Source organism: Nocardia sp. CDC153, assembly GCF_035818515.1.
Classification (GTDB): domain Bacteria; phylum Actinomycetota; class Actinomycetes; order Mycobacteriales; family Mycobacteriaceae; genus Nocardia.
The window spans coordinates 741,400-762,908 of sequence record NZ_JAYKYU010000003.1; the positions used below are offsets into that span (position 1 = coordinate 741,400).

At 67.6% G+C, this 21,509-nt stretch carries 21 protein-coding genes and 1 tRNA gene; 6 read left to right on the plus strand and 16 right to left on the minus strand.

Annotation, left to right across the window (positions count from 1 at the left end):
• Positions 1 to 14: 14 nt before the first annotated feature.
• On the minus strand, positions 15 to 926 hold the full coding sequence (locus VMT65_RS19980) for a glutaminase (protein ID WP_326309823.1): 912 nt from the start codon (positions 924 to 926) through the stop codon (positions 15 to 17).
• A 131-nt stretch (positions 927 to 1,057) separates the two neighbouring features.
• Between VMT65_RS19980 and VMT65_RS19985 the strand changes: the two genes are divergently transcribed.
• Both VMT65_RS19985 and VMT65_RS19990 read left to right on the plus strand, forming a co-directional pair.
• The gene (locus tag VMT65_RS19985) at positions 1,058 to 2,563 is read left to right on the plus strand and encodes a glutamate decarboxylase (protein WP_326309824.1); all 1,506 of its coding nucleotides are present in this window, start codon (positions 1,058 to 1,060) and stop codon (positions 2,561 to 2,563) included.
• A complete protein-coding gene (locus VMT65_RS19990) occupies positions 2,560 to 4,128 on the plus strand; it encodes an APC family permease (protein ID WP_326309825.1) in 1,569 nt (522 codons plus the stop codon). The genes VMT65_RS19985 and VMT65_RS19990 overlap by 4 nt, the downstream gene beginning before the upstream one ends.
• Before the next feature lie 19 nt (positions 4,129 to 4,147).
• Here the strand turns inward: VMT65_RS19990 and VMT65_RS19995 are convergent, their stop codons facing one another.
• From VMT65_RS19995 to VMT65_RS20010, 4 genes are all read right to left on the minus strand, one after another.
• Positions 4,148 to 5,455: an anaerobic C4-dicarboxylate transporter family protein gene (locus VMT65_RS19995; protein ID WP_326309826.1), complete on the minus strand. Its 1,308-nt coding sequence runs from the start codon at positions 5,453 to 5,455 to the stop codon at positions 4,148 to 4,150.
• Positions 5,452 to 6,186: a peptidase E gene (locus VMT65_RS20000; RefSeq protein WP_326309827.1), complete on the minus strand. Its 735-nt coding sequence runs from the start codon at positions 6,184 to 6,186 to the stop codon at positions 5,452 to 5,454. The genes VMT65_RS19995 and VMT65_RS20000 overlap by 4 nt, the downstream gene beginning before the upstream one ends.
• 64 nt (positions 6,187 to 6,250) lie before the next feature.
• On the minus strand, positions 6,251 to 8,407 hold the full coding sequence (locus VMT65_RS20005; RefSeq protein WP_326309828.1) for a S9 family peptidase: 2,157 nt from the start codon (positions 8,405 to 8,407) through the stop codon (positions 6,251 to 6,253).
• Between the two features lie 91 nt (positions 8,408 to 8,498).
• Positions 8,499 to 8,714, minus strand: coding sequence for a hypothetical protein (locus VMT65_RS20010; RefSeq protein ID WP_326309829.1), 216 nt, complete (start codon positions 8,712 to 8,714; stop codon positions 8,499 to 8,501).
• Between the two features lie 125 nt (positions 8,715 to 8,839).
• Here VMT65_RS20010 and VMT65_RS20015 point away from each other — a divergent pair, with 125 nt between their 5' ends.
• Entirely contained in the window at positions 8,840 to 9,055 is a 216-nt protein-coding gene (locus tag VMT65_RS20015; protein WP_442790269.1) for a DUF397 domain-containing protein, read from the plus strand.
• Positions 9,056 to 9,136: 81 nt separating this feature from the next.
• Here VMT65_RS20015 and VMT65_RS20020 read toward each other — a convergent pair whose 3' ends face one another.
• The 5 genes from VMT65_RS20020 to VMT65_RS20040 all read right to left on the minus strand — a co-directional run bounded on the left by VMT65_RS20020 (position 9,137) and on the right by VMT65_RS20040 (position 14,177).
• Positions 9,137 to 10,096, minus strand: coding sequence for an alpha/beta hydrolase (locus tag VMT65_RS20020; RefSeq protein WP_326309830.1), 960 nt, complete (start codon positions 10,094 to 10,096; stop codon positions 9,137 to 9,139).
• 128 nt (positions 10,097 to 10,224) lie between these two features.
• Entirely contained in the window at positions 10,225 to 10,662 is a 438-nt protein-coding gene (locus VMT65_RS20025; RefSeq protein WP_326309831.1) for an HIT family protein, read from the minus strand.
• A gap of 72 nt (positions 10,663 to 10,734) precedes the next feature.
• Positions 10,735 to 12,156 carry an adenylosuccinate lyase gene (gene purB, locus VMT65_RS20030; RefSeq protein ID WP_326309832.1) on the minus strand — a complete coding sequence of 474 codons (1,422 nt, stop codon included), beginning with the start codon at positions 12,154 to 12,156 and terminating at the stop codon, positions 10,735 to 10,737.
• A gap of 173 nt (positions 12,157 to 12,329) precedes the next feature.
• Positions 12,330 to 12,935, minus strand: coding sequence for a TetR/AcrR family transcriptional regulator (locus VMT65_RS20035; protein WP_326309833.1), 606 nt, complete (start codon positions 12,933 to 12,935; stop codon positions 12,330 to 12,332).
• 69 nt (positions 12,936 to 13,004) lie between these two features.
• Complete coding sequence (locus VMT65_RS20040; protein ID WP_326309834.1) at positions 13,005 to 14,177, minus strand: pyridoxal phosphate-dependent aminotransferase; 1,173 nt, start codon at positions 14,175 to 14,177, stop codon at positions 13,005 to 13,007.
• 269 nt (positions 14,178 to 14,446) lie between these two features.
• Between VMT65_RS20040 and VMT65_RS20045 the strand changes: the two genes are divergently transcribed.
• Complete coding sequence (locus VMT65_RS20045) at positions 14,447 to 15,439, plus strand: M23 family metallopeptidase (RefSeq protein WP_326309835.1); 993 nt, start codon at positions 14,447 to 14,449, stop codon at positions 15,437 to 15,439.
• Between the two features lie 63 nt (positions 15,440 to 15,502).
• Here the strand turns inward: VMT65_RS20045 and purD are convergent, their stop codons facing one another.
• Positions 15,503 to 16,786: a phosphoribosylamine--glycine ligase gene (purD, locus tag VMT65_RS20050; RefSeq protein WP_326309836.1), complete on the minus strand. Its 1,284-nt coding sequence runs from the start codon at positions 16,784 to 16,786 to the stop codon at positions 15,503 to 15,505.
• 92 nt (positions 16,787 to 16,878) lie between these two features.
• Here purD and VMT65_RS20055 point away from each other — a divergent pair, with 92 nt between their 5' ends.
• Positions 16,879 to 17,304 carry an HIT family protein gene (locus tag VMT65_RS20055; protein WP_326309837.1) on the plus strand — a complete coding sequence of 142 codons (426 nt, stop codon included), beginning with the start codon at positions 16,879 to 16,881 and terminating at the stop codon, positions 17,302 to 17,304.
• Positions 17,305 to 17,317: 13 nt separating this feature from the next.
• Here the strand turns inward: VMT65_RS20055 and VMT65_RS20060 are convergent, their stop codons facing one another.
• The 5 genes from VMT65_RS20060 to VMT65_RS20080 form a co-directional block, all read right to left on the minus strand.
• Positions 17,318 to 18,799: a sensor histidine kinase gene (locus VMT65_RS20060; protein WP_326309838.1), complete on the minus strand. Its 1,482-nt coding sequence runs from the start codon at positions 18,797 to 18,799 to the stop codon at positions 17,318 to 17,320.
• Complete coding sequence (locus VMT65_RS20065; protein ID WP_326309839.1) at positions 18,796 to 19,533, minus strand: response regulator transcription factor; 738 nt, start codon at positions 19,531 to 19,533, stop codon at positions 18,796 to 18,798. Before VMT65_RS20065 ends, VMT65_RS20060 begins: the two co-directional genes overlap by 4 nt.
• Before the next feature lie 147 nt (positions 19,534 to 19,680).
• A tRNA-Thr gene (locus VMT65_RS20070) sits at positions 19,681 to 19,755 on the minus strand.
• Between the two features lie 164 nt (positions 19,756 to 19,919).
• A complete protein-coding gene (locus tag VMT65_RS20075; protein ID WP_019931522.1) occupies positions 19,920 to 20,162 on the minus strand; it encodes an MbtH family protein in 243 nt (80 codons plus the stop codon).
• 154 nt (positions 20,163 to 20,316) lie between these two features.
• Positions 20,317 to 21,150: an alpha/beta fold hydrolase gene (locus VMT65_RS20080; RefSeq protein WP_326309840.1), complete on the minus strand. Its 834-nt coding sequence runs from the start codon at positions 21,148 to 21,150 to the stop codon at positions 20,317 to 20,319.
• 187 nt (positions 21,151 to 21,337) lie between these two features.
• On the opposite strand from VMT65_RS20080, the gene VMT65_RS20085 reads away from it, so the two are divergent.
• Positions 21,338 to 21,505, plus strand: coding sequence for a hypothetical protein (locus tag VMT65_RS20085; RefSeq protein WP_326309841.1), 168 nt, complete (start codon positions 21,338 to 21,340; stop codon positions 21,503 to 21,505).
• Positions 21,506 to 21,509 lie beyond the last annotated feature (4 nt).

Below are 21,509 nucleotides of genomic sequence, written 5' to 3' on the forward strand. Positions count from 1 at the left end.
CCGTTCCCTTTCTGTCAGAACACCGAGAACTTGCCCGCCCGGGCGAAGGCCTCGAGGGCCACCCCGCCGGACGCGGAATTGCCCTTGGCGTCCAGTCCCGGGCCCCAGGCGGCCACCGAGCACTGATCGGGGACCACCGCCAGCAGCCCGCCGCCCACACCGGACTTGGTGGGCAGTCCGATGCGGTACGCGTATTCGCCTGCGCCGTCGTAGGTTCCGCACATGGTCATGAGCGCCGTGATGTGGCGGGCGTCCTCGCGGGCGAGCAGTCGGCTGCCGTCCGCGCGCAGTCCGTGCCGGGCGATGATCAGGCCCGCCTTGGCCAGTTCGGCGCAGGTGATGCTGAACGAACACTGCCGGAAGTAGTGGTCGAGTGCGAGATCCACCCGGTTGCGCATGTTTCCGAAGCTCGACATCAGATAGGAGATGGCGCGGTTGCGGTCGCCGGTGCGCAATTCGGATTCCGCGATGACGCTGTCCACTTCGAGGGCCGGGTTGCCGGTCTCGGCGCGCAGCAGATCCCGCAGCGCGCTCACGGCGTCGCCGGTATCGGCCAGCAGCTGATCGGCTACCACGATTGCCCCGGCGTTGATGAAGGGATTGCGCGGAATCCCGTTCTCCAATTGCAATTCGATCAGGTCGTTGAAGGCCAGGCCGGACGGTTCACGCCGGACCCGTTTCCAGATATCGGAGTCCTTGCGGCTCAGCACCAGAGCAAGCGCGAAAGCCTTGGAAATGCTTTCGATGGCGAAGGGAACATCCACGTCACCGCCGGTGAACAGCTGCCCGTCGACGGTCGCGACGGCGAAGCCGAATTGGTGGGGGTCGACCTTCGCCAGGCCGGGAATGTAATCGGCGACCGCACCCTCCCCGATGTGCGGCTTCGTGGCGGACATCACCTGCTCTATGACATGCTGATAGTCCATAAGGCTGAATAGTAACCGTTCAGCAACTATCCCTTGATTACGAAACGGTAGCTTGCAGAACCAGTTTCGATCATTGGTCCGTGGCTACCATCAGTTCGGCAAACCCTTGCCGACATTCGATCGGAGGCCGAATGACCGCCTTGGAACCCGACGACGTCTTCACCGCGCCCGGCATCAGGCGCGCCGCACCGCACCGGGGCTTTCCGGACCGCGAGATCTTCCCGCAGGTCGCCTACCAGATCGTGCACGACGAACTGATGCTCGACGGCGTCTCCCGCATGAACCTCGCGACCTTCTGCACCACCTGGGTCGACGACCAGGCCCGGCGGCTGATGAACGAATGCCTCGACAAGAACATCGTCGACAAGGACGAATACCCGCAGACCGCCGAACTCGAGCAGCGCTGCGTGCACATGCTCGCCGACCTGTGGAACTCCCCCGACCCGCTGGGCACCCTCGGCACCTCCACCACCGGATCCAGTGAGGCCGCCATGCTGGGCGGGCTGGCCGCCAAGTTCCGCTGGCGCAAGAAGGGCGGCAAGGGCGTCCCCAATTTCGTGTGCGGCCCGGTCCAGGTGTGCTGGGAGAAGTTCGCGCGCTACTTCGATGTGGAGATCCGCCAGATCCCGCTGCGCGGCGACCGCTACACCATGCATCCGGACGATGTCGCGGCCTACTGCGACGAGAACACCATCATGGTGGTGCCGACTTTCGGCCAGACCTTCACCGGACTTTTCGAGGACGTCGAGGGCATCAGCAGGACCCTCGACGACCTCGAGGCCAGGACCGGCCTGGACATTCCGATCCACGTCGACGGGGCCAGCGGCGCGTTCCTCGCGCCCTTCACCGCCCCTGAAATCTGCTGGGATTTCCGGCTTCCCCGCGTCAAGTCGATCAACGCCTCCGGCCACAAGACCGGGCTGGCCCCGCTCGGCGCGGGCTGGGCCATCTGGCGCACCAAGGACGACCTGCCAGAGGATCTCATCTTCGATGTGGACTACCTCGGCGGCAATATGCCCACCTTCAACCTGAACTTCTCCCGGCCCGGCGGCCAGGCCGTCACCCAGTACTACGAGTTCATCCGGCTCGGCCGTCCCGGGTATCGAAATGTGCAGTCCGCCATCTATGTCGCCAGTCAGCATCTGGCCAAGGGCATCGCCGCGACCGGGCGGTTCGAGCTCATCCACGACGCCGACCCGAGCCGGGGCATCACCGCCGTCTCGTGGAAGCTGGCCAAGGGCGAGGACTTCAACCTCTACGACCTGTCCGACCGGTTACGCACCCGCGGCTGGCTCATCGCCGCCTATCCGCTGCCCGCCGACCGCGACGACGAGATCATCATGCGCGCGGTGCTGCGCCACGGCTTCACCATCGACATGGCCGACCTGCTGCTCGCCGATCTGGACCGCAGCCTGAAGGTGCTCTGCAAGCACCCGATGAAGACCTCCCTCACCCGTGAGGAGGCGGGCGGCTTCCCGCACAACGCACGCGCGGCGGTACCGACCCCGCAGGCGAAACCGGTGCGGGCCAAGGCATCCGGAGGCAGAGCAGCCACGAATGGGAAGGCGGACGGCAAGGTGAGCGGTAAGACGGCCAACACGGGTAAGGCGGCAAAGTCCAAGGGCGGCAAGAAGTGAGCGCGGCCGAGAGTTCGGCCGCCGCAGGGAGTACCACCACGTCCCCGGCGAAAGCCGCTGCAGGACCTACGAAGTACCTCAGCACCGTAGCTCTCGGCTTCACCACCGCCGCCGCCATTGTCACCAGCCTGCGCGGGCTGCCCGCCATGGGCAAGGAAGAACTGACGATGTTCTTCTACATCGCGTTCTCGGTGATCCTGTTCCTCATCCCCGCCGGGCTGGTGTCGGCCGAACTCGGCAGCGCCTACGGCAAACAGGCCGGTGGCCTCTACGCCTGGATCAGCGGCGCGTTCGGCAAGCGCGTCGGCTTCTGGGCGATCTTCCTGTCCTGGTTGCAGGCCATGGTGTTCTATCCGACCGGCCTGAGTTTCGCGGCCGCGGGCGTCGCCTTCGCCATCGACAAACCCGATCTGGCGCAGAATCATTGGTACGTCGGCATCTTCTCCGTCCTCGCCTACTGGCTGTGCACGGCCGTGGCGCTGCGCGGAAATCAGTTCGCCGCCAAGGTGACCCAGGCCGGATTCGTGCTGGGCACCGCCATTCCCGGGCTGATCCTGGTCGGGCTGTTCCTGTGGTGGGTGCTGGGCGGACACTCGATCGGCTGGCAGCACACCACCGATCCGGCGGTGACCGTCCACCACGACGGCCACGACGGGCCGCGCTTCATGCCCTATATCGCCGGGCTGTCCTCCCTCGCCTTCCTCGGAAACATCCTGGAGAACTTCACCGGCATCGAGTCCCAGGCGGTGCACGCCACCGAACTGAAGAACCCGGGCCGGGAGTACCCGGTGGCGATCGCCATTGCCGCGGTGACCTCGGCGGGCATCTTCACCCTGGGCGCGCTGGCGATCGCGGGCATCCTGCCCTACGACGAGATCAACTTGAACTCGGGTGTTTTCGACGCCATGCGTTCGGGATTCGGCACCCTGATGAACATCGGCTGGCCGGTGCTCATTCTGGCGGCCATGATCGCCTACGGCGCGCTCGCGGGCACCCTGGCCTGGGTCACCGGTCCCAGTCGCGGTGTGCTCGCGACCGCGCACGACGGCATGCTGCCGCCGGTCCTGCAGAAGGTGAGCGCCCGCGGCGTGCAGGTGAACATCCTGCTCGTGCAGGGCGTCGCGGTCACGCTGCTGTGCGCGCCGTACTTCTTCATGACCGATGTGAGCAGCGCGTTCTTCCTCATCACGGCCATGGCCGTCGGCATCTACATCATCATCTACCTGTTCATGTACGCCGCCGCCATCCGGCTGCGCTACACCGAACCGAATATGGTGCGGCCCTTCGCGATTCCCGGCGGCCGCGCGGGCATGTGGGGCTTCGCCGGAATCGGCTTCCTGGCCATGGCCTTCGCCCTGGTGACGGCGTTCGTGCCGCCCGACCAACTGCCGATCGGCAATCCGACCAGCTACATCCTGCTGGTGGCGGGCGGCACGGTGTTCTTCTGCGCCATCCCGATCGTGGTGGAACGTCTGAAGAAACCCGATTGGGCCGCACCGGATCACGAGAAGGTCAAATCACACGGCCCGAGCAGCGAGCTGCGTGAGCGCCTGAGCCGGCGTTAGCCGACCCGCGCGCCCAGCGTCAGCCGACCAGCGCGCTCAGCGGCAGCCCGACCGCGATGGCCACCAGGATGAAAAGCGTGTTCGGCACCTGGAAGGAGTGATCCAACACGAACCTGCCGATGCGGGTGCTGCCCGTCTGATCCATGGCGACCGTCGCGATCTGGGAACCATTGGCGGGCAGGATGTACATGCCCTGGCAGGCAGGCCACATGCCGGTGATCACCGCGGGCGAGAGCCCCAACGCGATGCCGATGGGCACGATGGCCTGCGTCGTACTGGACTGGCTGGTCGTCAGCATGGCGACCACCGCCAACGCCACCGCGAACAACCACTTGTGATCGCTGACCGCCTGTCCCAGCGAATGTTCGATCTGCTTGTGGTTCTCGGCCACGAAGGTGTTCGCCAGCCAGGCCAGACCCAGGACCGCGACCGCGCCGACGATGCCGGGCCCGAAGATGGACTGCTTGGGCACCTGCGCCGGATCCGCCTTGCAGATCAGGAAGATCAGGACGGCCACCAACCCCATGACCAACTCGATGGTGGTGGTCACCGACAGCCGCTCCCCGCCGACCACCGGGCGCAGTTGGGAGATCAGGCCCATGGCCACCACCAGCAGCACCCCGCCGAGGAAGATCAAGGCCGAATTGCGCGCCGGGGCAGGCAGTTTCGAGATCAGGTCGACCGGTTCGGGCGGGGTGATCTCCCCGGCGGCCAGTCGGCGCTGAAATTCCGGATCGTCGGCCAGATCCTTGCCCACCCGGGTCTCCACCAGCGCCGCCACGACCAGCCCCGCGATGCAGGCGGGCCACATCACCAGCAGAATCTTGCCGAGCGCGAAGCCGTGCGGCTCCAGCAAGACCGCCAGCGATGCCGTGGCCGCCGACACCGGACTGGCCAGAATCCCCGCCTGCGAGGCCACCGCCGCCATCGCCAACGGTCTTTCGGGCCGCAGCTTTTGGTTGTAGGCAACGCTGTAGATCACCGGCAGCAGGGCGTAATAGATGAATCCGGTGCCCGCCCCGACCGTGAACAGGAAAGACATTGCGGGGGCCAGGAATACGACGGCCTTCGGGCGGCTCATGATCACCCGGGTGGCCTGGCGGACCATCCAGTCGGTGCCGCCGACCGTCTGCATCACCGAGGCGGCCGTCACCACCAGCAGGACGATGAGAATGATGTCGATGGGCGGGTTGCCCGGCTTCACATGGAATCCGAAGACCAGCACCAGCAATCCGACCAGACCCCACGCGCCGATGCCGACGCCACCCGTGCGCACGCCGAGCAGGATCGCCAGAATGACGATCGCGCCCTCGATGGCCATCATCATGCGCTCGGCCCGATCCCCGGACCGGCGGCGCTTGCCAGATGCCTTACTGGAATCGGGGTTTCGACGATCCGATCCCCCTCGGCCGCCACCCGCCACGCCTTGCCGTCGGCCTGCGAGGACACCGCGTCGACCAGTTCCGCACCGTGGAAGTGCAGCGACACCAGATTGTCGATGGCGTAACCCGGTGGTAGCTCACCTTTTTGAACGGCCCGGTGAAACAGCGGCTGGCGCTGATCCTCGGCGTCGTAGTGCGGGCAGCAGCTGCCCTGCAGCAGGCCGAGTCCCTCCGGCAGGATCTGCAGGGTCGGGCCGTAGGAGTCGGTGGTGCCGCCCTGGAACCAGCAGATCGCCCCGGCGCTGCCGCCGGTCATGACCGCGCCGTTCTCCCACGCTTCGCGCAGCAGCACGTCCACGCCCTGGCGTCGCCAGACATCGAGCATGTTGGCCGTATTGCCGCCGCCGACGTGGATCACGTCCATGCTCAGTATGAATTCGCGCAGGTCGGTAATGCTGCGAGAGAACAATCGGAGGTGGAACGGCGCGCAGCGGTCCGCGGTGTAGGTCTCGTAGAAACTGACGATGTAGTCCGGGTTGTCACCGGTCGCGGTGCCCAGGAACAGCACTCGCGGCTTCGGTTTCCCGGTCAGACCGAGAATGAACTCGTGCAGCGGATCGCCCCGCCGGTCCATCATGGCCCGACCCGCGCCCGTGGCTACCACGTGACCGACCATGAATCCGCCCCTCTCCGAGCGCGATCACCGATGTCGGTTCACATGGTAGCTACGTGATTGCCTCCTATTTGTCAGCCAGGCCGACGGTGTCGAGGACCCAGGCGAATTCGAAGGCCACTTCCTTCCACTTCTCGTAGCGGCCGCTGACGCCGCCGTGGCCCGCGCTCATCTCGGTCTTCAGCAGCAGTTGCTGGTGGCCGGTCTTGGTGGCGCGCAGCTTGGCCACCCACTTGGCCGGTTCCACGTACAGCACCCGGGTGTCGTTGAGGCCGGTGATGGCCAGCATGGCCGGGTAGTCCTGCGCCGTCACGTTCTCGTACGGCGAGTAGGACTTCATGTAGTCGTAGACTTCCTTGTCCTCCAAGGGATTACCCCACTCGTCCCATTCGGTGACGGTGAGCGGCAGGGAGGGGTCCAGGATGGAGGTCAGCGGGTCCACGAACGGCACATTGGACAGGATGCCCGCGAACAGCTGCGGGGCCATATTGGCCACCGCGCCCATGAGCAGCCCGCCCGCACTGCCGCCGTCGGCCACCATGCGGTCGGGTGCGGTCACCCCGGAATCCACCAAATGCTGTGCGACCGAAACGAAGTCGGTGAAGGTGTTCTTCTTGGTGAGGGTCTTGCCGTGCTCGTACCAGAGCCGACCCATCTCGCCGCCGCCGCGCACGTGCGCCACCGCGAACACCATGCCGCGATCCAGCAGCGACAGTCGCGCCACCGAGAAGTACGGGTCGATGGCGGCCTCGTAGGAGCCGTATCCGTAGAGCAGCAACGGCTTCGGGCCCGCCACCGCGTCCCGACGCACGACCAGCGAGATCGGCACCCGGGTCCCGTCGGCGGCCACCGCCCAATCGCGTTGCTGCACATAGTCCTCGGCGTTGTAGCCGCCCAGCACCACCTGCTCCTTGCGCAGCAGCAGCTCCCCGGTCTCGGGCACGTAGTCGAAGACCTGGGTGGGGGTGATGAAGGAGGTGAGCCCGATGCGCAGCATGGGCTGCTCCCACTCCGGGTTGGAACTCAGCCCGGCCGAGAACAGGGCCAAATCGAAGTCGATGTCGCGCAGCTCGCCGTAGCCCTCGGAGGTCAACGGCCACACCGCGACTCGCGGCAGCGCCTCGCGCCGGTAGCTGAGCACCAGCTTGTCGGCGAAGGCGTCGATGTCCTCGAGGCGCACGTCGTCGCGGTGCGGAATCAGCACGCGCTGCCGGGTCGGATCCGACAGCGGGGCCTCGGCGAGCACGAAGTTGACCGCCTTCACCCCGTCCACCACATCGTTGTGCAGGATGAGCAGCTTGTCCTCGCCGCCGATCACCGCGTGCTCGGCGGAGTACTCCACGCCCTCGCGGCGCGGCATGAGCACCCGGAACTCGCCCTCCGGATTGTCGGCCTCCAGGATCCAGTTCTCCGTGGTGATCTTGGAACCGGTCATGATGACCAAGAACTTCTCCGAGCGGGTCGCGCCGATGCTGACCCAGAAGCTCTCGTCCGCCTCGTGGAAGACGCGCACATCCGCGGCCTGCTCGGTGCCCAGGCGGTGCCGCCACACGCTGTCGGGCCGCCAGGACTCGTCGAGGGTCTGATAGAAGAGGTGGGTGCCATCCAGCGACCAGGTCGCACCCGGCGCGATGTTCGGGATCTCGTCGGCGAGCAGCTCGCCGGTGCGCAGATCCTTGATGCGCAGCGTGTAGCGCTCATTGCCGAGGGTGTCCACCGAGTAGGCGAGCAGATCGCCCGCGTGGCTGATGGAGTACGCGCCGAGGGCGAAGAAGTCGTGGCCCTGGGCCAGCTCATTGGAGTCGAGGACGATCTCCTCGCCCGGAATCTCGACGTCGGCCTCCAGCTTGGGCGGGGTCCAGTCGTCGGGATCGGCGATCGGGCAGCGGCAGTGCACGCCGTGCTGTTTGCCCTCGAAGGTGCGCGAGTAGTACCAGTAGTCGCCCATGCGGGTGGGCAGCGACAGGTCGGTCTCCTGGGTGCGGCCCTTGATCTCCTCGAAGATCTTCTCCCGCAGCGGGCCGAGCTTGGCGGTCTGCGCCTCGGTGTAGGCGTTCTCCGCCTCCAGGTACGCGATGACCTCGGGATTCTCCTTGTCCCGCAGCCACTCGTACTCGTCGACGAACACGTCCCCGTGGTGCACGCGCTCCTTGGGCACCCGCTTGGCGATCGGCGCCACCACCGCGCCGGTTACTGAGGTCGCGCTCCCACTGTCCAAAGCCATGGGGTCCACGTTAGTAGCGCGCCCCCGGCGCTGGTCCGCGACCCGGCCGTGGCGCGGCTCCCGCACCGACGGGCGGGGAGCCGCACGGCGCTCAGCGCAATCGCCGCTGCCGTGCCCCATTCCCGGCGTGCTGATGCTGCTCGTAGAGATAGAACACCGCGGCCTTGCGACGGGCGCATTGGTCGGTCGGGCAACTTCGGTGAATCCGCAGAATGCTGTGAGCCAGTTCCACAGTGAAGCGCTCCGGAACCATCTCACAGCTGTCGGAGATGGGAGCAGCCCGCTGCGGGGACCATGGCGTGCGCACCACAAACCTCCTTCCGCTGACAGAAGATGGAATATCCGATCCGAACCCCTCACAAACACTGGCATGATGAGTGCGATCTACATCACCGACCAGTACTCGCTGGTGCCGCACAGGGGAGGCCGACAGTGGAAGCGAAGAACCGCGAAATCGAAGCCGATGCGGTGTGGCGGCGTGGCGACGAGGAGGCCGACGGCGTCGAGATCGCCTTTCTGGCCAGTGGAAACGTCGGATTACGCGATTCCCGCAATCCGGACGGACCCGTTCTGATCTTCACCCCGGGCGAGTGGGAAGCCTTCGTCGCGGGGGCCAAGGACGGCGAATTCAACCGGCCCGGAGCCTGATTCGGGTGGGCCCGGCTCGATTCGAGTCGGGCCCACCCGAATTCGTTCAGGGGGCTTGATCAGGCCCGCGGCGGCGGCCGCTCAGGCGCCGATCGCGGGGCCTATCGTCGGCCAGGATTCGTGCAGCGTGTCCTGCCAGTACGACCACGAATGCGTGCCCACCGGCGAATGCTCCACCCGCGCCGGGATGTTCAGGGAGCGCAGCCGCTGCTCGAACGAGGTGACGCAGGCGTCCACCCCGAATTCGATGGGGCCGCCGAAGAAGATGTTCTCCGGCAGCTGCGGTTTGATCTCCAGCTCGTGCGGGCCGGGGATGCCGGTGCCGGTGGACAGGAAGATGGTCTTGCCGCGCAGCGCCTCGGTCAGCACCGCCGGATTGTGTTCCTGCCATGCGGGACTCGTCGGGTCGCCCCACATATTGAGCGGATTGCCACCGCGATTCGCGATCGAGAACATCATCGCGCCCTGGGCGATGGTGGTGTCCGGGCACGCGCTGTAGCCCGCCACCGCGCGATACAGCTCCGGATGCCGCACCGCGAGCACGAAGGCCGCGATGCCGCCCATGGACAGCCCACCGATGGCATTCACCCCGTTACCGGCGAAGTAGCCGTCGATAATGGGCGGAAGTTCTTGTGTCAGAAAGGTTTCCCACCGATAGCGGCCGAATCGCGCGTCATCGGCGGCCCAGTCGGTGTAGTAGCTGGCCTGGCCGCCCATGGGCAGCACCACGTTCACGTTCTTGCCCTGGAAGAAGGGTTCGGCGTCGGTGGCATTGGTCCAGGTGCTCTGGTTCGCGCCCGGATCGAGGCCGTCGAGCAGGTAGTAGGTGGGGCGATCGCCGCCACCGGCCGGGTGTAGCACCTGGACCTGAATGGTGCGACCCATGGCCGCGGAGTCGATGAAGATCGCCGAGCGGGTCGCGCTCAGCTGGTCGACGCGGACCACCTGTGCCGCCCGAGCGACTGCCGGCGGCGTGGCCACCGGGTACAGCAAACCAGCAGCAATGGCCAAAACCGCTGCGGCGACGACTCTTTTGCGCATGCCCCACCTCCATCAGCCCACCACAATCACGATCAAACGTAACTCGAGTGGCTGCTGTGACGCGGAGAAATCAGGTTATGGCGTGTCCTTGGCAAACCAGACGGTTCGGATATGGTAATGCCCTCCGGCTATGAATCGGAAGAGGTTCGGGACAATGCGCCCCGAATCGATCCCGCCAGGTAATCCAGGTCCGCCCGCGGCGGCGTGGTCGGTCGCGCCCGCAGCCCGAAACCATCGCCCGGAGTGCGCGGAATCACGTGCAGATGCACATGGAAGACCTCCTGGCCCGCCGTCACCCCGTCGGCCAGGAAGAAATTCACGCCATCGCAGCCCACCTCGGAGGCCCGCAGGCCCGCGGCGATCCGCTGCCCCACCTGAAACAGCTTGCCGCCCAACACCGGATCCAGCTCGGCCAGACTGCGCGCCGGAGTCTTCGGAATCACCAGCACATGCCCGGGCGTCACCGGTCGAATATCCATGAACGCCAAAACATCCTCGTCCTCCCAGACCTTCGAGGACGGTGCCCGACCGGCAACGATGTCGGAGAAGATCGTGTAAGGATTCATGCCCGCAGCTTAAAACCCGACGACCCCGGCTCCTACGGGAGCCGGGGTCGGGAGTCGAGACTCGTTCGCGCCCTAGAGGATCGGGGAGGGCGTGTAGCGAGCCGCCTCCGGGTTGGCGTCGACCAACTTCTGCACCTGGGCGATGACATCGGCGACCTGAGCCTCGGCGGCTCCAATGAACGCGGAGCGGTCGGCCAGGGCCGCGTCCAGGGCGGCGCGGTCCAGCGGCATGCGGTCGTCGGCGGCCAGGCGGTCCAGCAGATCGGGCTCGCGGCCCTGCTCGCGCATGGCCAAGGCCACGGCCACCGCGTGCTCCTTGATGACCTCGTGCGCGGTCTCGCGGCCCACGCCCGCGCGCACGGCCGCCATCAGCATGCGGGTGGTGGCCAGGAACGGCAGGTACCGGTTGAGCTCGCGGTCGATGACGGCGGGGTACGCGCCGAATTCGGCCAGCACCGTCAGGAAGGTTTCCATCATGCCGTCGATGGCGAAGAAGGCGTCCGGCAGCGCGACGCGGCGCACCACCGAGCAGAACACGTCGCCCTCGTTCCATTGCGCGCCAGCCAATTCCGCCGCCATGGAGGCGTAGCCGCGCAGCACCACCTGCAGGCCGTTGACGCGCTCGCAGGAGCGGGTGTTCATCTTGTGCGGCATGGCCGAGGAGCCGACCTGGCCGGGCTGGAAGCCCTCGGTCACCAGCTCGTGGCCCGCCATCAGGCGAATGGTGTGCGCAAACGAGGACGGGCCCGCGCCGACCTGCACCAGGGCGGAGAGCACGTCGTGGTCCAGCGAGCGCGGGTAGATCTGGCCGACGCTGGTGAAGACGTTGGCGAAACCCAGGTGCCCGGCCACCTTCTGCTCGAGCTGCGCCAGCTTGGCCGCGTCGCCGCCGAGCAGGTCCAGCATGTCCTGGGCGGTGCCCATCGGGCCCTTGATGCCGCGCAGCGGGTAGCGGTCGATCAGCTCCCGCAGTCGGGTCAGCGCGATGAGCAATTCGTCTGCGGCGGAAGCGAATCGCTTGCCCAGCGTGGTGGCCTGCGCCGCCACATTGTGCGAGCGCCCCGCCATCACCAGCGTCTGGTATTCGGCCGCCCGCTCCGCCAGCCGCGCCGCGATGGCCACCCCGTGCGCGTACACATGCTCGAGCGAGAGCCGAATCTGCAGCTGCTCCACGTTCTCGGTGAGATCCCGAGAGGTCATCCCCTTGTGCACGTGCTCATGCCCCGCGAGCGCGTTGAACTCCTCGATCCGCGCCTTCACATCGTGCCGCGTGACCCGCTCCCGCTCCGCGATCGACGCCAGATCCACCCGATCGACAACCCGCTCGTAGTCCTCGACCACCCCCGCCGGAACATCCACCCCCAACTCGGCCTGCGCCCGCAGCACCTCCAGCCACAGCCGCCGCTCGAGCACGATCTTGTTCTCGGGCGACCACAGATGAACCAGCTCGGGGCTGGCGTAACGGGTGGCAAGGACGTTCGGCACAAGACTCACGTTGTGCCAGTTTACCGGCACGTTTACGCCCAGTTTGCCCAGCACCGTCCGCAGCACCCGGCAACTGCCCGCCATTGCGAGTTCAGCCCTCTTGGTTGGGGTTTCAGGGGCTTGCCCCTGAGTTCTTCTGTAGTTGGGGTTTCAGGGGGTACCCCTGAGAGTCCGAGAGTTGGTCAGGCCGGTGGGGCGACGATGTCGATGATCTCGAGGAGGGCGGCGCGCGCCATGCGGCGCGGCTGCGGGTCGAGTTCACCGAGCGCGGTCACCACCGCCCCATCGACGACCGCCACCAGGCGGCGGGCCTGTTCCGCGCGGACCACCCGGTCCGAGCGCCGCAGCACGTCGAGGAGTAGCTCGTCGAGCTGGGCGCGTAGTCGAAGCTGCACCTCTCGTAGTTCGGGGTGGCGCGCCGAGGCGACCGAGCGCTCGTAGCGGGCGATGAGCTGGCCGCGGGCGTCCTCGTCCGGAATCTCCGGGCCCACCAACAGGTCCAGCACGAGTTCGACGGTGGCCTCGGCGCCGCGGCGGCGGTGGGTGACCTCACCCACGCGCCGGCGCATGCTCTCCAACTCGGCATTGCCGGAGAACTCGACCGCGCGCGCGATCAGATCCTCCAGCGATTCGAAGTAGTAGGTGGTCGACGCGAGCGGCAGATCCGCCCGGGTCGCCACCGAGCGGTGCCGGACCGCCTCGAAGCCACCTTCGAGCAGAAGCTCGGCGGCGGCACAAACCAGCGCTTGGCGACGCCGTTCGCCTTTCGGAGTCGTCGCAGTGGTCACGGTGCAATCGTGCCAGTCATCTTCGACGCTGTGTGCATTTTGCCCACCGCGTTCAATCCGCTTGGCAGATCAGGCCAAATACCGTTCCAACCGGTCGAGTGCCGCTTCGATGTCGGCGCTCGCTCCGGCGAACGAGAAGCGAACCGTGTGATGGCCATTGCGGGTGTCGAAATCGATGCCCGGGGCCAGCGCCACGCCGGTGTGGTCGAGCACCTCGGTGCACCAGCGCATCGAGTCGTCGGTCAGGTGCGCGATATCGGCGTAGGCGTAGAACGCGCCGTCAGCGGGGGCCAGATCGGTGATGCCGAGTTTCGGCAGCCCCGAGAGCAGCAGCTGACGGTTTGCCGCATAGCGTCGAACATGACCGTCCAGTTCGGCTTTGGCCTCCGCGCCGAACGCGTGCACCGCCGCGAACTGAGAAATAGCCGGGGGACACACGGTCATATTGGAAGCCAGGCGCTGGAGTGCGGGTCGCAGAGTTTCGGGGACCAGCATCCAGCCCAGCCGCCAACCGGTCATGGAGAAGTATTTCGACACCGAGCCGATGACCACCGATTCACGCGAGGTCTCCCAGGCCGAGGACGTCGGCTCGGCGCTCGAAGCGAACCCAGCGTCGTAGACGATGCCGTGATAGATCTCGTCGGAGATGAGCAGCGTCCCGTGCTCATCGCACCAGCGCGCCAGCGCCGCCAGCTCCTCGGGCGCGATCATGGTCCCGGTCGGATTGGCCGGGCTCGCCACGATCAGCCCGGCGGGCGGCTCCGGCAGCGCCTCGAGCATGGCCACGGTCGGCTGGAATCGGGTCTCGGGCCCGCAGTCCAGCTCGACCACGTTGCAGCCCAGCGCGGTCAGCGTGTTCCGGTAGGCCGGATAGCCGGGCCGGGCCACCACCACGGTGTCCCCGAGATCGAACGCCGCCAGGAAGATCAGCGTGAAAGCACCCGACGAACCCGTGGTCACCACCACGTCGTCGGCGTCCACCGCAACGCCGTAGGTACCGCGGTGATGCTCGGCGATGGCCTCCCGCAAGGCCAGGATTCCGAATGTCTCGGTATATCCCAGCAATTCGCTGTCCATCGCCGCCTTGGTGGCCCGCAGCACCGCCTCCGGCGCGGGCGTGGAGGGCTGCCCCGCCGCCAGCACCAGCACATCTCCGTGTGTCCGGGCCCGCTGCGCTGCTGCTTTCCAGACGTCCATCACGTAAAAAGGTGGAATGGTCGACCGGCGAGATTCGATACGCACTCGACAGACGGTAGAGCACCCGCTCCCCCGCCTGTCGGGGAACGGCCACGCGAATGCCTGAGGAGGGCGCTGTGCAGGGGGGACCAGCAATCACCGGGAACACCCCGGAAACGGACGCACACCCACCCGACCCCACCTCACCTGCGCAGGAACCACCCGCCCGACCCGAGCGCCGCGTGCGGGCCATCGTCCGACGGCGTCGCTCCACCCCCCTTCCCCCGCCCGATGCCGACGGCTTCCGCTCCACGGGCGGCAGCTATACCCCCGGGGTGCGGTGGCACTTGGCCGTCGGAGACCCGGAGCCTTCAAGGTTCGAGGAGGTTGCGACGCGGCTGCGGCGGGTGGCGGCCCGGCTGCTGCGGCAGGCGGCCGCGTGGCTGCGGGTCCACGCGCCACTCGTACGGGATCGTGTGGTCGAGCTCTGGCGACAACGGCCGCGCTCGTGGGCCGAGACCGTCGAGCTGGCGCGGCGTGGCCGAGCCGAGGCGCGGCGGCGGTGGCCGGTGGTGCGGGCGTGGGGGATTCGGCATCGGGTGTTGATCGGCGGGGTGGTGGCGGTGCTGGTGTTCGCCGGCGCCGACGGGGCGCTGGGGTTGATTCCCACCGATGCCGAGGCGAGTCCCGGTGTGGCGCTGCGGGTTCCGGTGCGGTACCCGTTGCAGGTGCAGGCCTCGCCGGAGTCGTCGAAGCGGTATCTGGACGCCATCAACAATGGTGAGCGGCTGCGCGAGCAGGCGGTGGTGTCGGCGGCCGCGGCGCAGACGCTGGAGCGGGCCAAGGCGGAGGCCGCGGCCGCGGTGGCCGGGCAGCCGCAGCCGTGGATGACCCCGTCGCCGGACAGCTCGCTGCCGCCGGGCTTCGTGATCCCGGGCGTCGGCGGCTACGCCCTGCCCGCCAAGGGCGTGTTCACCTCCGGATTCGGCGCGCGCTGGGGCACCTTCCACGCGGGCATCGATATCGCCGCGCCCCTGGGTTCACCGATCTACGCGGTGGCGGCGGGCACCGTTATCGACGCCGGCCCGGCGCAGGGCTTCGGCCTGTGGGTCCGCATCCGCCACGACGACGGCACCATCTCCGTCTACGGGCACATGTACGACTTCTCGGTATCGGTCGGCGAACGCGTCCCCGCGGGCCTGCAGATCGCCCGCATCGGCAACCGCGGCGACTCCACCGGCCCCCACCTGCACTTCGAGATCATCATCAACGGCCAGCACGTCGACCCCCAACCCTGGCTCGCCCAACACGGCATCATCGTCGGATAAGGGCTCCGCATACGAGTGCGCCCGCCCGAACTCGGTTCGGGCGGGCGCACTTTCGCGTTCAGCTCATTTCGCGGCCGGGATCGTGATGCGTCCTTCTTCTGCGGCCTGGCCGATGTCGCTGCGGAAGTGGCCGCCCGGCATCTTGATTCCGGCGAGCCGGTCGTAGGCGTTGCGGCGGGCCTCGGCCAGGTTCGCGCCCTGGCCGACAATGGCGAGCACGCGCCCGCCCGCCGACACCAGCGCACCGTCCTCGCGCTGCGCGGTCCCCGCGTGCAGCACCTCGGATTCGGTTCCGGTGCCGGTGGATTCGGCCCCGGTGATGACATCGCCGCGGCGCGGGCTGGCCGGGTAGTTCTCGGCGGCCAGCACCACGGTGACGGCGGAGCCGTCCTTCCAGCGCGGCGGGGCCACCCGGTCGAGGGTGCCGGTGGCGGTGGCGTAGAGCAGCTCGCCCAGCGGGCTGTCCAGCATGGCCAGCACGGCCTGGGTCTCGGGATCGCCGAAGCGGCAGTTGAATTCGACCACGGCCGGTCCGGCCTGACCGATCGCGAGCCCGGCGTAGAGCAGGCCGCTGAACGGCACGCCGCGGCGAACCATCTCGGCCGCAACGGGTTTCACCACGTCCTCGACAATGGCGGTGAGCGTCTCCTCCGGCAGCCACGGCAGCGGCGTGTACGCGCCCATGCCGCCGGTATTGGGTCCGGTGTCCCCGTCGCCGACGCGCTTGTGGTCCTGGGCGGGCAGCAGCGGCACTACCGTCTCGCCGTCGACGAGGCAGAACAGCGACACCTCGGGCCCGTCGAGGAAGGACTCCAGCAGCACCGGATGCCCCTGCTCGAGCAGTTCGGCCCCGTGCTCGCGCGCCACCGACCGGTCCGCGGTCACCACGACGCCCTTACCGGCGGCCAGCCCGTCGTCCTTGACCACCCAGGTCGGACCGAATCGATCCAGCGCCGCGTCCAATTCGCCCGGGTGGTCGACGATCTCGCTGTGCGCGGTCCGCACCCCGGCGGCATTCATGACGTCCTTGGCGAAGGCCTTGGAGCCCTCGATCTTGGCGGCCTCCGCGGATGGCCCGAAGGTCGGGATCCCCACGGCCCGCACGGTGTCGGCGACGCCGAGGACCAGCGGCACCTCGGGTCCGACCACCACCAGATCCACGCCCAGCTCCTGCGCCAGCGCGGCCACTTCCTCCCCGGAGCTGGGGTCGACGGCACGCACCTGCGCGTGCTGGGCGATGCCCGCGTTGCCGGGCGCGGCGTAGACGGCGGTCACCGCCGGGTCCCTCCGCAGCGCCAGGACGAGGGCATGTTCACGGGCTCCGGAACCGATGACGAGTACGCGCACGGCAGACAGCTTAAAGGGCTGGCCATCGGCAATCGGTGGCGGTCTGTCGTGCGTTCGCGCGGGGCTCGCCTTCCCCGCGTAGTGTCCGGGGCATGGCTTCTGTTTTCTCCGCAATCATCAACGGTCAGCTGCCGGGCCGGTTCGTCTGGGAGGACGAGGAATTCGTCGCTTTCCTCACGATCGCCCCGGTGACGCAGGGGCACACGCTGGTGGTGCCGCGCCAGGAGATCGATCAGTGGCAGGACGTCGATCCGGACACCTTCGCGCGCATGAACGGCGTCGCCCAGAAGATCGGTAAGGCCGTGCGCGCCGCGTGGGACGCCCCCCGCGCGGGTCTGCTCATCGCGGGCCTGGAGGTGCCGCACCTGCACATGCACGTGTTCCCGGCCTTCGAACTGGGCAACTTCGATATCACCGGCGCCGACCCGGAACCGAGCAAGGAATCCCTCGACGAGGCCCACGCCAAGATCAAGCAGGCCCTGCGCGATCTGGGCTACGGCGCGAACGTCCCGGAGTAGCCGCACCACCCCGTCAACGTGAATCGCGGGGCAGGCGCACGGTGAAGGTGGTCCCCTGCCCCGGTGCACTGGCCACCGACACCGTGCCGCCGTGGGCGTCGACCAGTGCCTGCACGATCGAAAGTCCCAGTCCGGTACCGCCGCTGACCCGACTGCGGGAGGCATCGGCGCGGTAGAAGCGTTCGAAGACCCGCTGGGCCTGTTCGGGCTCGAGGCCCGGCCCGGTGTCGGCGACCTCGATCAGCACCTCGTCCGCGGCGGGCGTGAGCCGCACCGTCACCTCCGCGTCGGTGGGCGTGTGCACCAGCGCGTTGTTGATCAGGTTGGCCAGCACCTGCCGCAGCCGCGCCTCGTCGCCGAGCATCTCCAGAGTGCCGGGCCCGGGCCGGATTTCGAGATCGACCTTGCGTTCGGGTCCGTCCGGGCGCTCGGCCGCGGCCTGGGCGCGCGCACTGTGCACGGCATCGCTGGCCAGCGTGAGCAGATCCACCGGCCGCCGCTCCACCGGCCGCTGCGCGTCCAGCCGGGCCAGCATGAGCAGATCCTCGACCAGCAGACCCATGCGCTTGGATTCGCGTTCGATGCGATCCATGAGCATCTCCGGATCGGTGATCGCGCCCTGCCGGTACAGCTCGGAGAAGCCCTTGATGGTGGTGAGCGGGGTGCGCAGTTCATGGCTGGCGTCGGCGACGAAGCGTCGCATCTTGGCCTCGGAGCGCCGCGCGGCCTCCTCGGAGGCCTCGGTGGCGGCGAAGGCCTGCTGGATCTGGGTCAGCATGGTGTTCAACGACTGCGAGAGGTGATCGACCTCGGTATCGGTGCCGCGCACCGGAACTCGCTGATGCAGGTCCCCGCCCGCGATGGCCGCCGCCGTACGCTCGACCTCCCGCAGCGGGCGCAGACTGCGCCGAATCACGATGCGCGCCACCGCGGCCAGCGCCGCCAGCACCAGCGCGCCGATCACGAGCTGCAACACGATCAGCTTGTCCAGCAGCGAATTCGTCTCGTCCATGCGCAGGGCGATGGTGCTGTTGCCGTATTCGTTGACCGTGCGCAGCACCCGCCACTGCTCGGTGGCGGAGCCGATCGAACCGACCGTCTCCGGTCGCGTCCCGATGTCCGCGGGCACGTCCGGCTGCTGCACGCCCGCCGACAGACTCAGCGTGGTCTGACCCGAAGTGTCCTGCACCTGAACCCAATACAGGTGCGGCGGCCGTTCCCGCCCGCGCACGGTGGGCAGCGGTTCGGGTCGCTGCGCGCCGGGCGCGGCCCAGCTGTGGGCGGCGTCGTAGAGCTGCCGGTCGATGCGTTCGACCAGGACATTGCGCATGAGCGAGGTGACCGCGATGCCCGAGACGAGCAGCCCGAAGCCGACCAGGGAGACCAGGGCCAGCACGAGGGTGGTGCGCAGCGGCACCGCGGCGAGGCGGTCGGCGAGCTTGCCCCGCAAGGTGGTGGCGGCCGGTGTGCCGTCGACAAGCTCGGCGGCGTTCACGTGGCGGGCGTCTTGCTGCGCGGTTCCCGCATGACATAGCCGACGCCGCGCAGGGTGTGAATCAACCGGTCCGGTCCGGTATCGACCTTCTTGCGCAGGTACGACACATAGGTCTCGACCACCCCGACCTCACCGCCGAAGTCGTAGCGCCACACGTGATCCAGGATCCGCGGCTTGCTCAGCACCGTGCCCGCGTTGACCAGGAAGTACCGCAGTAGCGTGAACTCGGTGGGCGACAGCGAAACCGGCTCCCCCGACTTCCACACCTCGTGGGTGTCGTCGTCGAGCTCGATATCGGCGAACCGCAGCCGCGACGACTTGGTCTCGGGCGCGGCCCGGCCCGCGCGCCGCAGAATCACGCGTAGCCGCGCCACCACCTCCTCGAGGCTGAACGGCTTGGTCACGTAGTCGTCCGCGCCCAGGGTCAACCCGGTGATCTTGTCGTCGACGTCGTCGCGCGCGGTGAGGAACAGCACGGGCGAGTCGATCCCATCGGCCCGCAGCCGCCGCAGCAGTCCGAAGCCGTCCATCCCCGGCATCATGACGTCGATGATCAGCGCGTCCGGCCGAAACGTCTTGGCCTTGTCCAGCCCCTCGGTGCCGCTCGCGGCGCTGGCGACCTCGAACCCCTGATACCGCAGGCTGACCGAGAGCAGCTCGACGATCATCGGCTCGTCGTCGACGACGAGCACCCTGGCCTCCGGTTCACGTCCCTGCGCGGGCCCACCTGTCATGACCTCATATTCTGCGCCGCAGCCCCGAGAAACCTGACCCTTCCCTGGGAGTTTCCTGGGAACGATGGCCCGCGCCCACGACGACACCCGGATACGGCGACCCCCGAATACGGCGAACGCCGGTCGATGATCGACCGGCGTTCGCCGTGGAGCCCCCTGTCAGGATTGAACTGACGACCTTCGCTTTACAAGAGCGGTGCTCTACCACTGAGCTAAGGAGGCGGAAGCGGAGCAATCATAACCGGGGTCGTCGGCTGCGCGGAAAAGCCGACGTCCCGGTCGGAACGATGCCGCGTCTGGAACCGGAGCGCGGCCGGGCGACACCTCGGGCGTCGCGCGGCCGCGTTCGGAAGCCGTTCGCGCAGTATCGGACTAACCGCAGGGTGTCAGGACTGCGCCGCCTGACGTGCCGCGTCGTCCGCCGCCATGGCGTCACGCAGGCTCTTCGGCCGCATATCGGTCCAGTTCTTCTCGACATACTCGACGCACGCGGCGCGGGAGTCCTCGCCGAAAACGACTCGCCAACCCGCCGGAACCTCGGCGAAGGCGGGCCACAGGGAGTGCTGTTCCTCATCGTTGACCAGGACGAAGAACCGGCCGTCTTCGTCATCGAAGGGATTGGTGCTCATTTCACCTCACTGGATACTGGCGCTGTGTACGGAGTACGTAGACGGATCGCCCAACACCGCAGTGTTTGGAACGAGCCCCCGACGTTGATTCGACCCTAGCAAGGCAGGTGTTACCGCTGGGCGGTTACCTGCACTTCCTTGAATGGCAGAGCATTCAGGCCGCGAAGAATTCGAGCAGGATCTTGTTGACGGCCTCCGGTTGCTCGAGGTAACCGAAGTGCCCGGCGTCGGGAACCTCCTGGTAGCGGGCACCCGGAATGATATCGGCGACCTCGCGGGAAAGATAGGGCGGAATCATCCGGTCGTCGGCGAAGCCCACGGACAGACACGGCACGGTGATGGCCCGGTAGGCGGCGGTGCGGTCGAAGTCGTGATCCATGCGCCGCTGCGCCCGCACGCCGGGAGTGACCGGGCCGCCGGTGAATTCGAACAGGTCGAGCCAGTCGCGCGCGGCGTGGGCGTCGGCCAGGGTGGCCGGGCTCAGGTTCATCAGGGCGGTCATGGCGGCCTCGTATTTGGCGGGCAGCCGCACGCCGGTGGTGTCGAGTTCGTGCTCGCCCAGCGACAGCGTCTTCTGGAATTGGTCGAGTCGGGCGTGTCCGGCCATGAACACGGCCTTGCGCACCAGATCGGGCCGGGTCAGCGCGAGTTCCTGCGCGACCCGCGAGCCCATGGATTGACCGACCACCAACGCCGGTCCCTCGTCGAGGAATTCGATGAGGGCCGCGGTGTCGCGGACCAGATCGTCGATGGTGATCCCGCCGGGCGATTCGAAAGACGGTGCGATGCCGCGATTGTCGAAGGTGCAGACCCGGTATCCGGCCGCCACCAGCGCGGGCACCTGGTGCAGTTCCCACACCCGGCCGCCGCTGCCGGTGCCCATGATCATGACGACCAGCGGCGCGGACCCTTTGACGTCGGTGCCCTTGGACCGGTCTCCCTTGACCTGGTAGTTCAACGAGATTCCGTTCACCGTCGCCAACGGCATGCTTGCGACCCCTTCATCAGGTGTTTCGACTCGTGCTTTCGTCCACCGTATAGGTATCGGGACCCGGAACGTTTCGTCCCTCACCATTGCGGTTGGGGCTCGCAATGCGAGCAGCGGGCGAGCACGACTTTCCCGACGGATACGATGGACGTCACGCACCAGCAGACTTTCCCGAGAGGACATCGATATGGCCGCGAAGACCGGCGCCAACGACATCGCGGACGACGATCTGGAACCGCTCGCCGACGAAACCGCTCGCCAGGCTCAGCGCGTGGTGGCCGCCTACGCCTCCGACGCCGACGAGTGCCGCATGCTGCTGTCGATGCTGGGCATCGGTCCGACGCGAGGCGAATAGAACC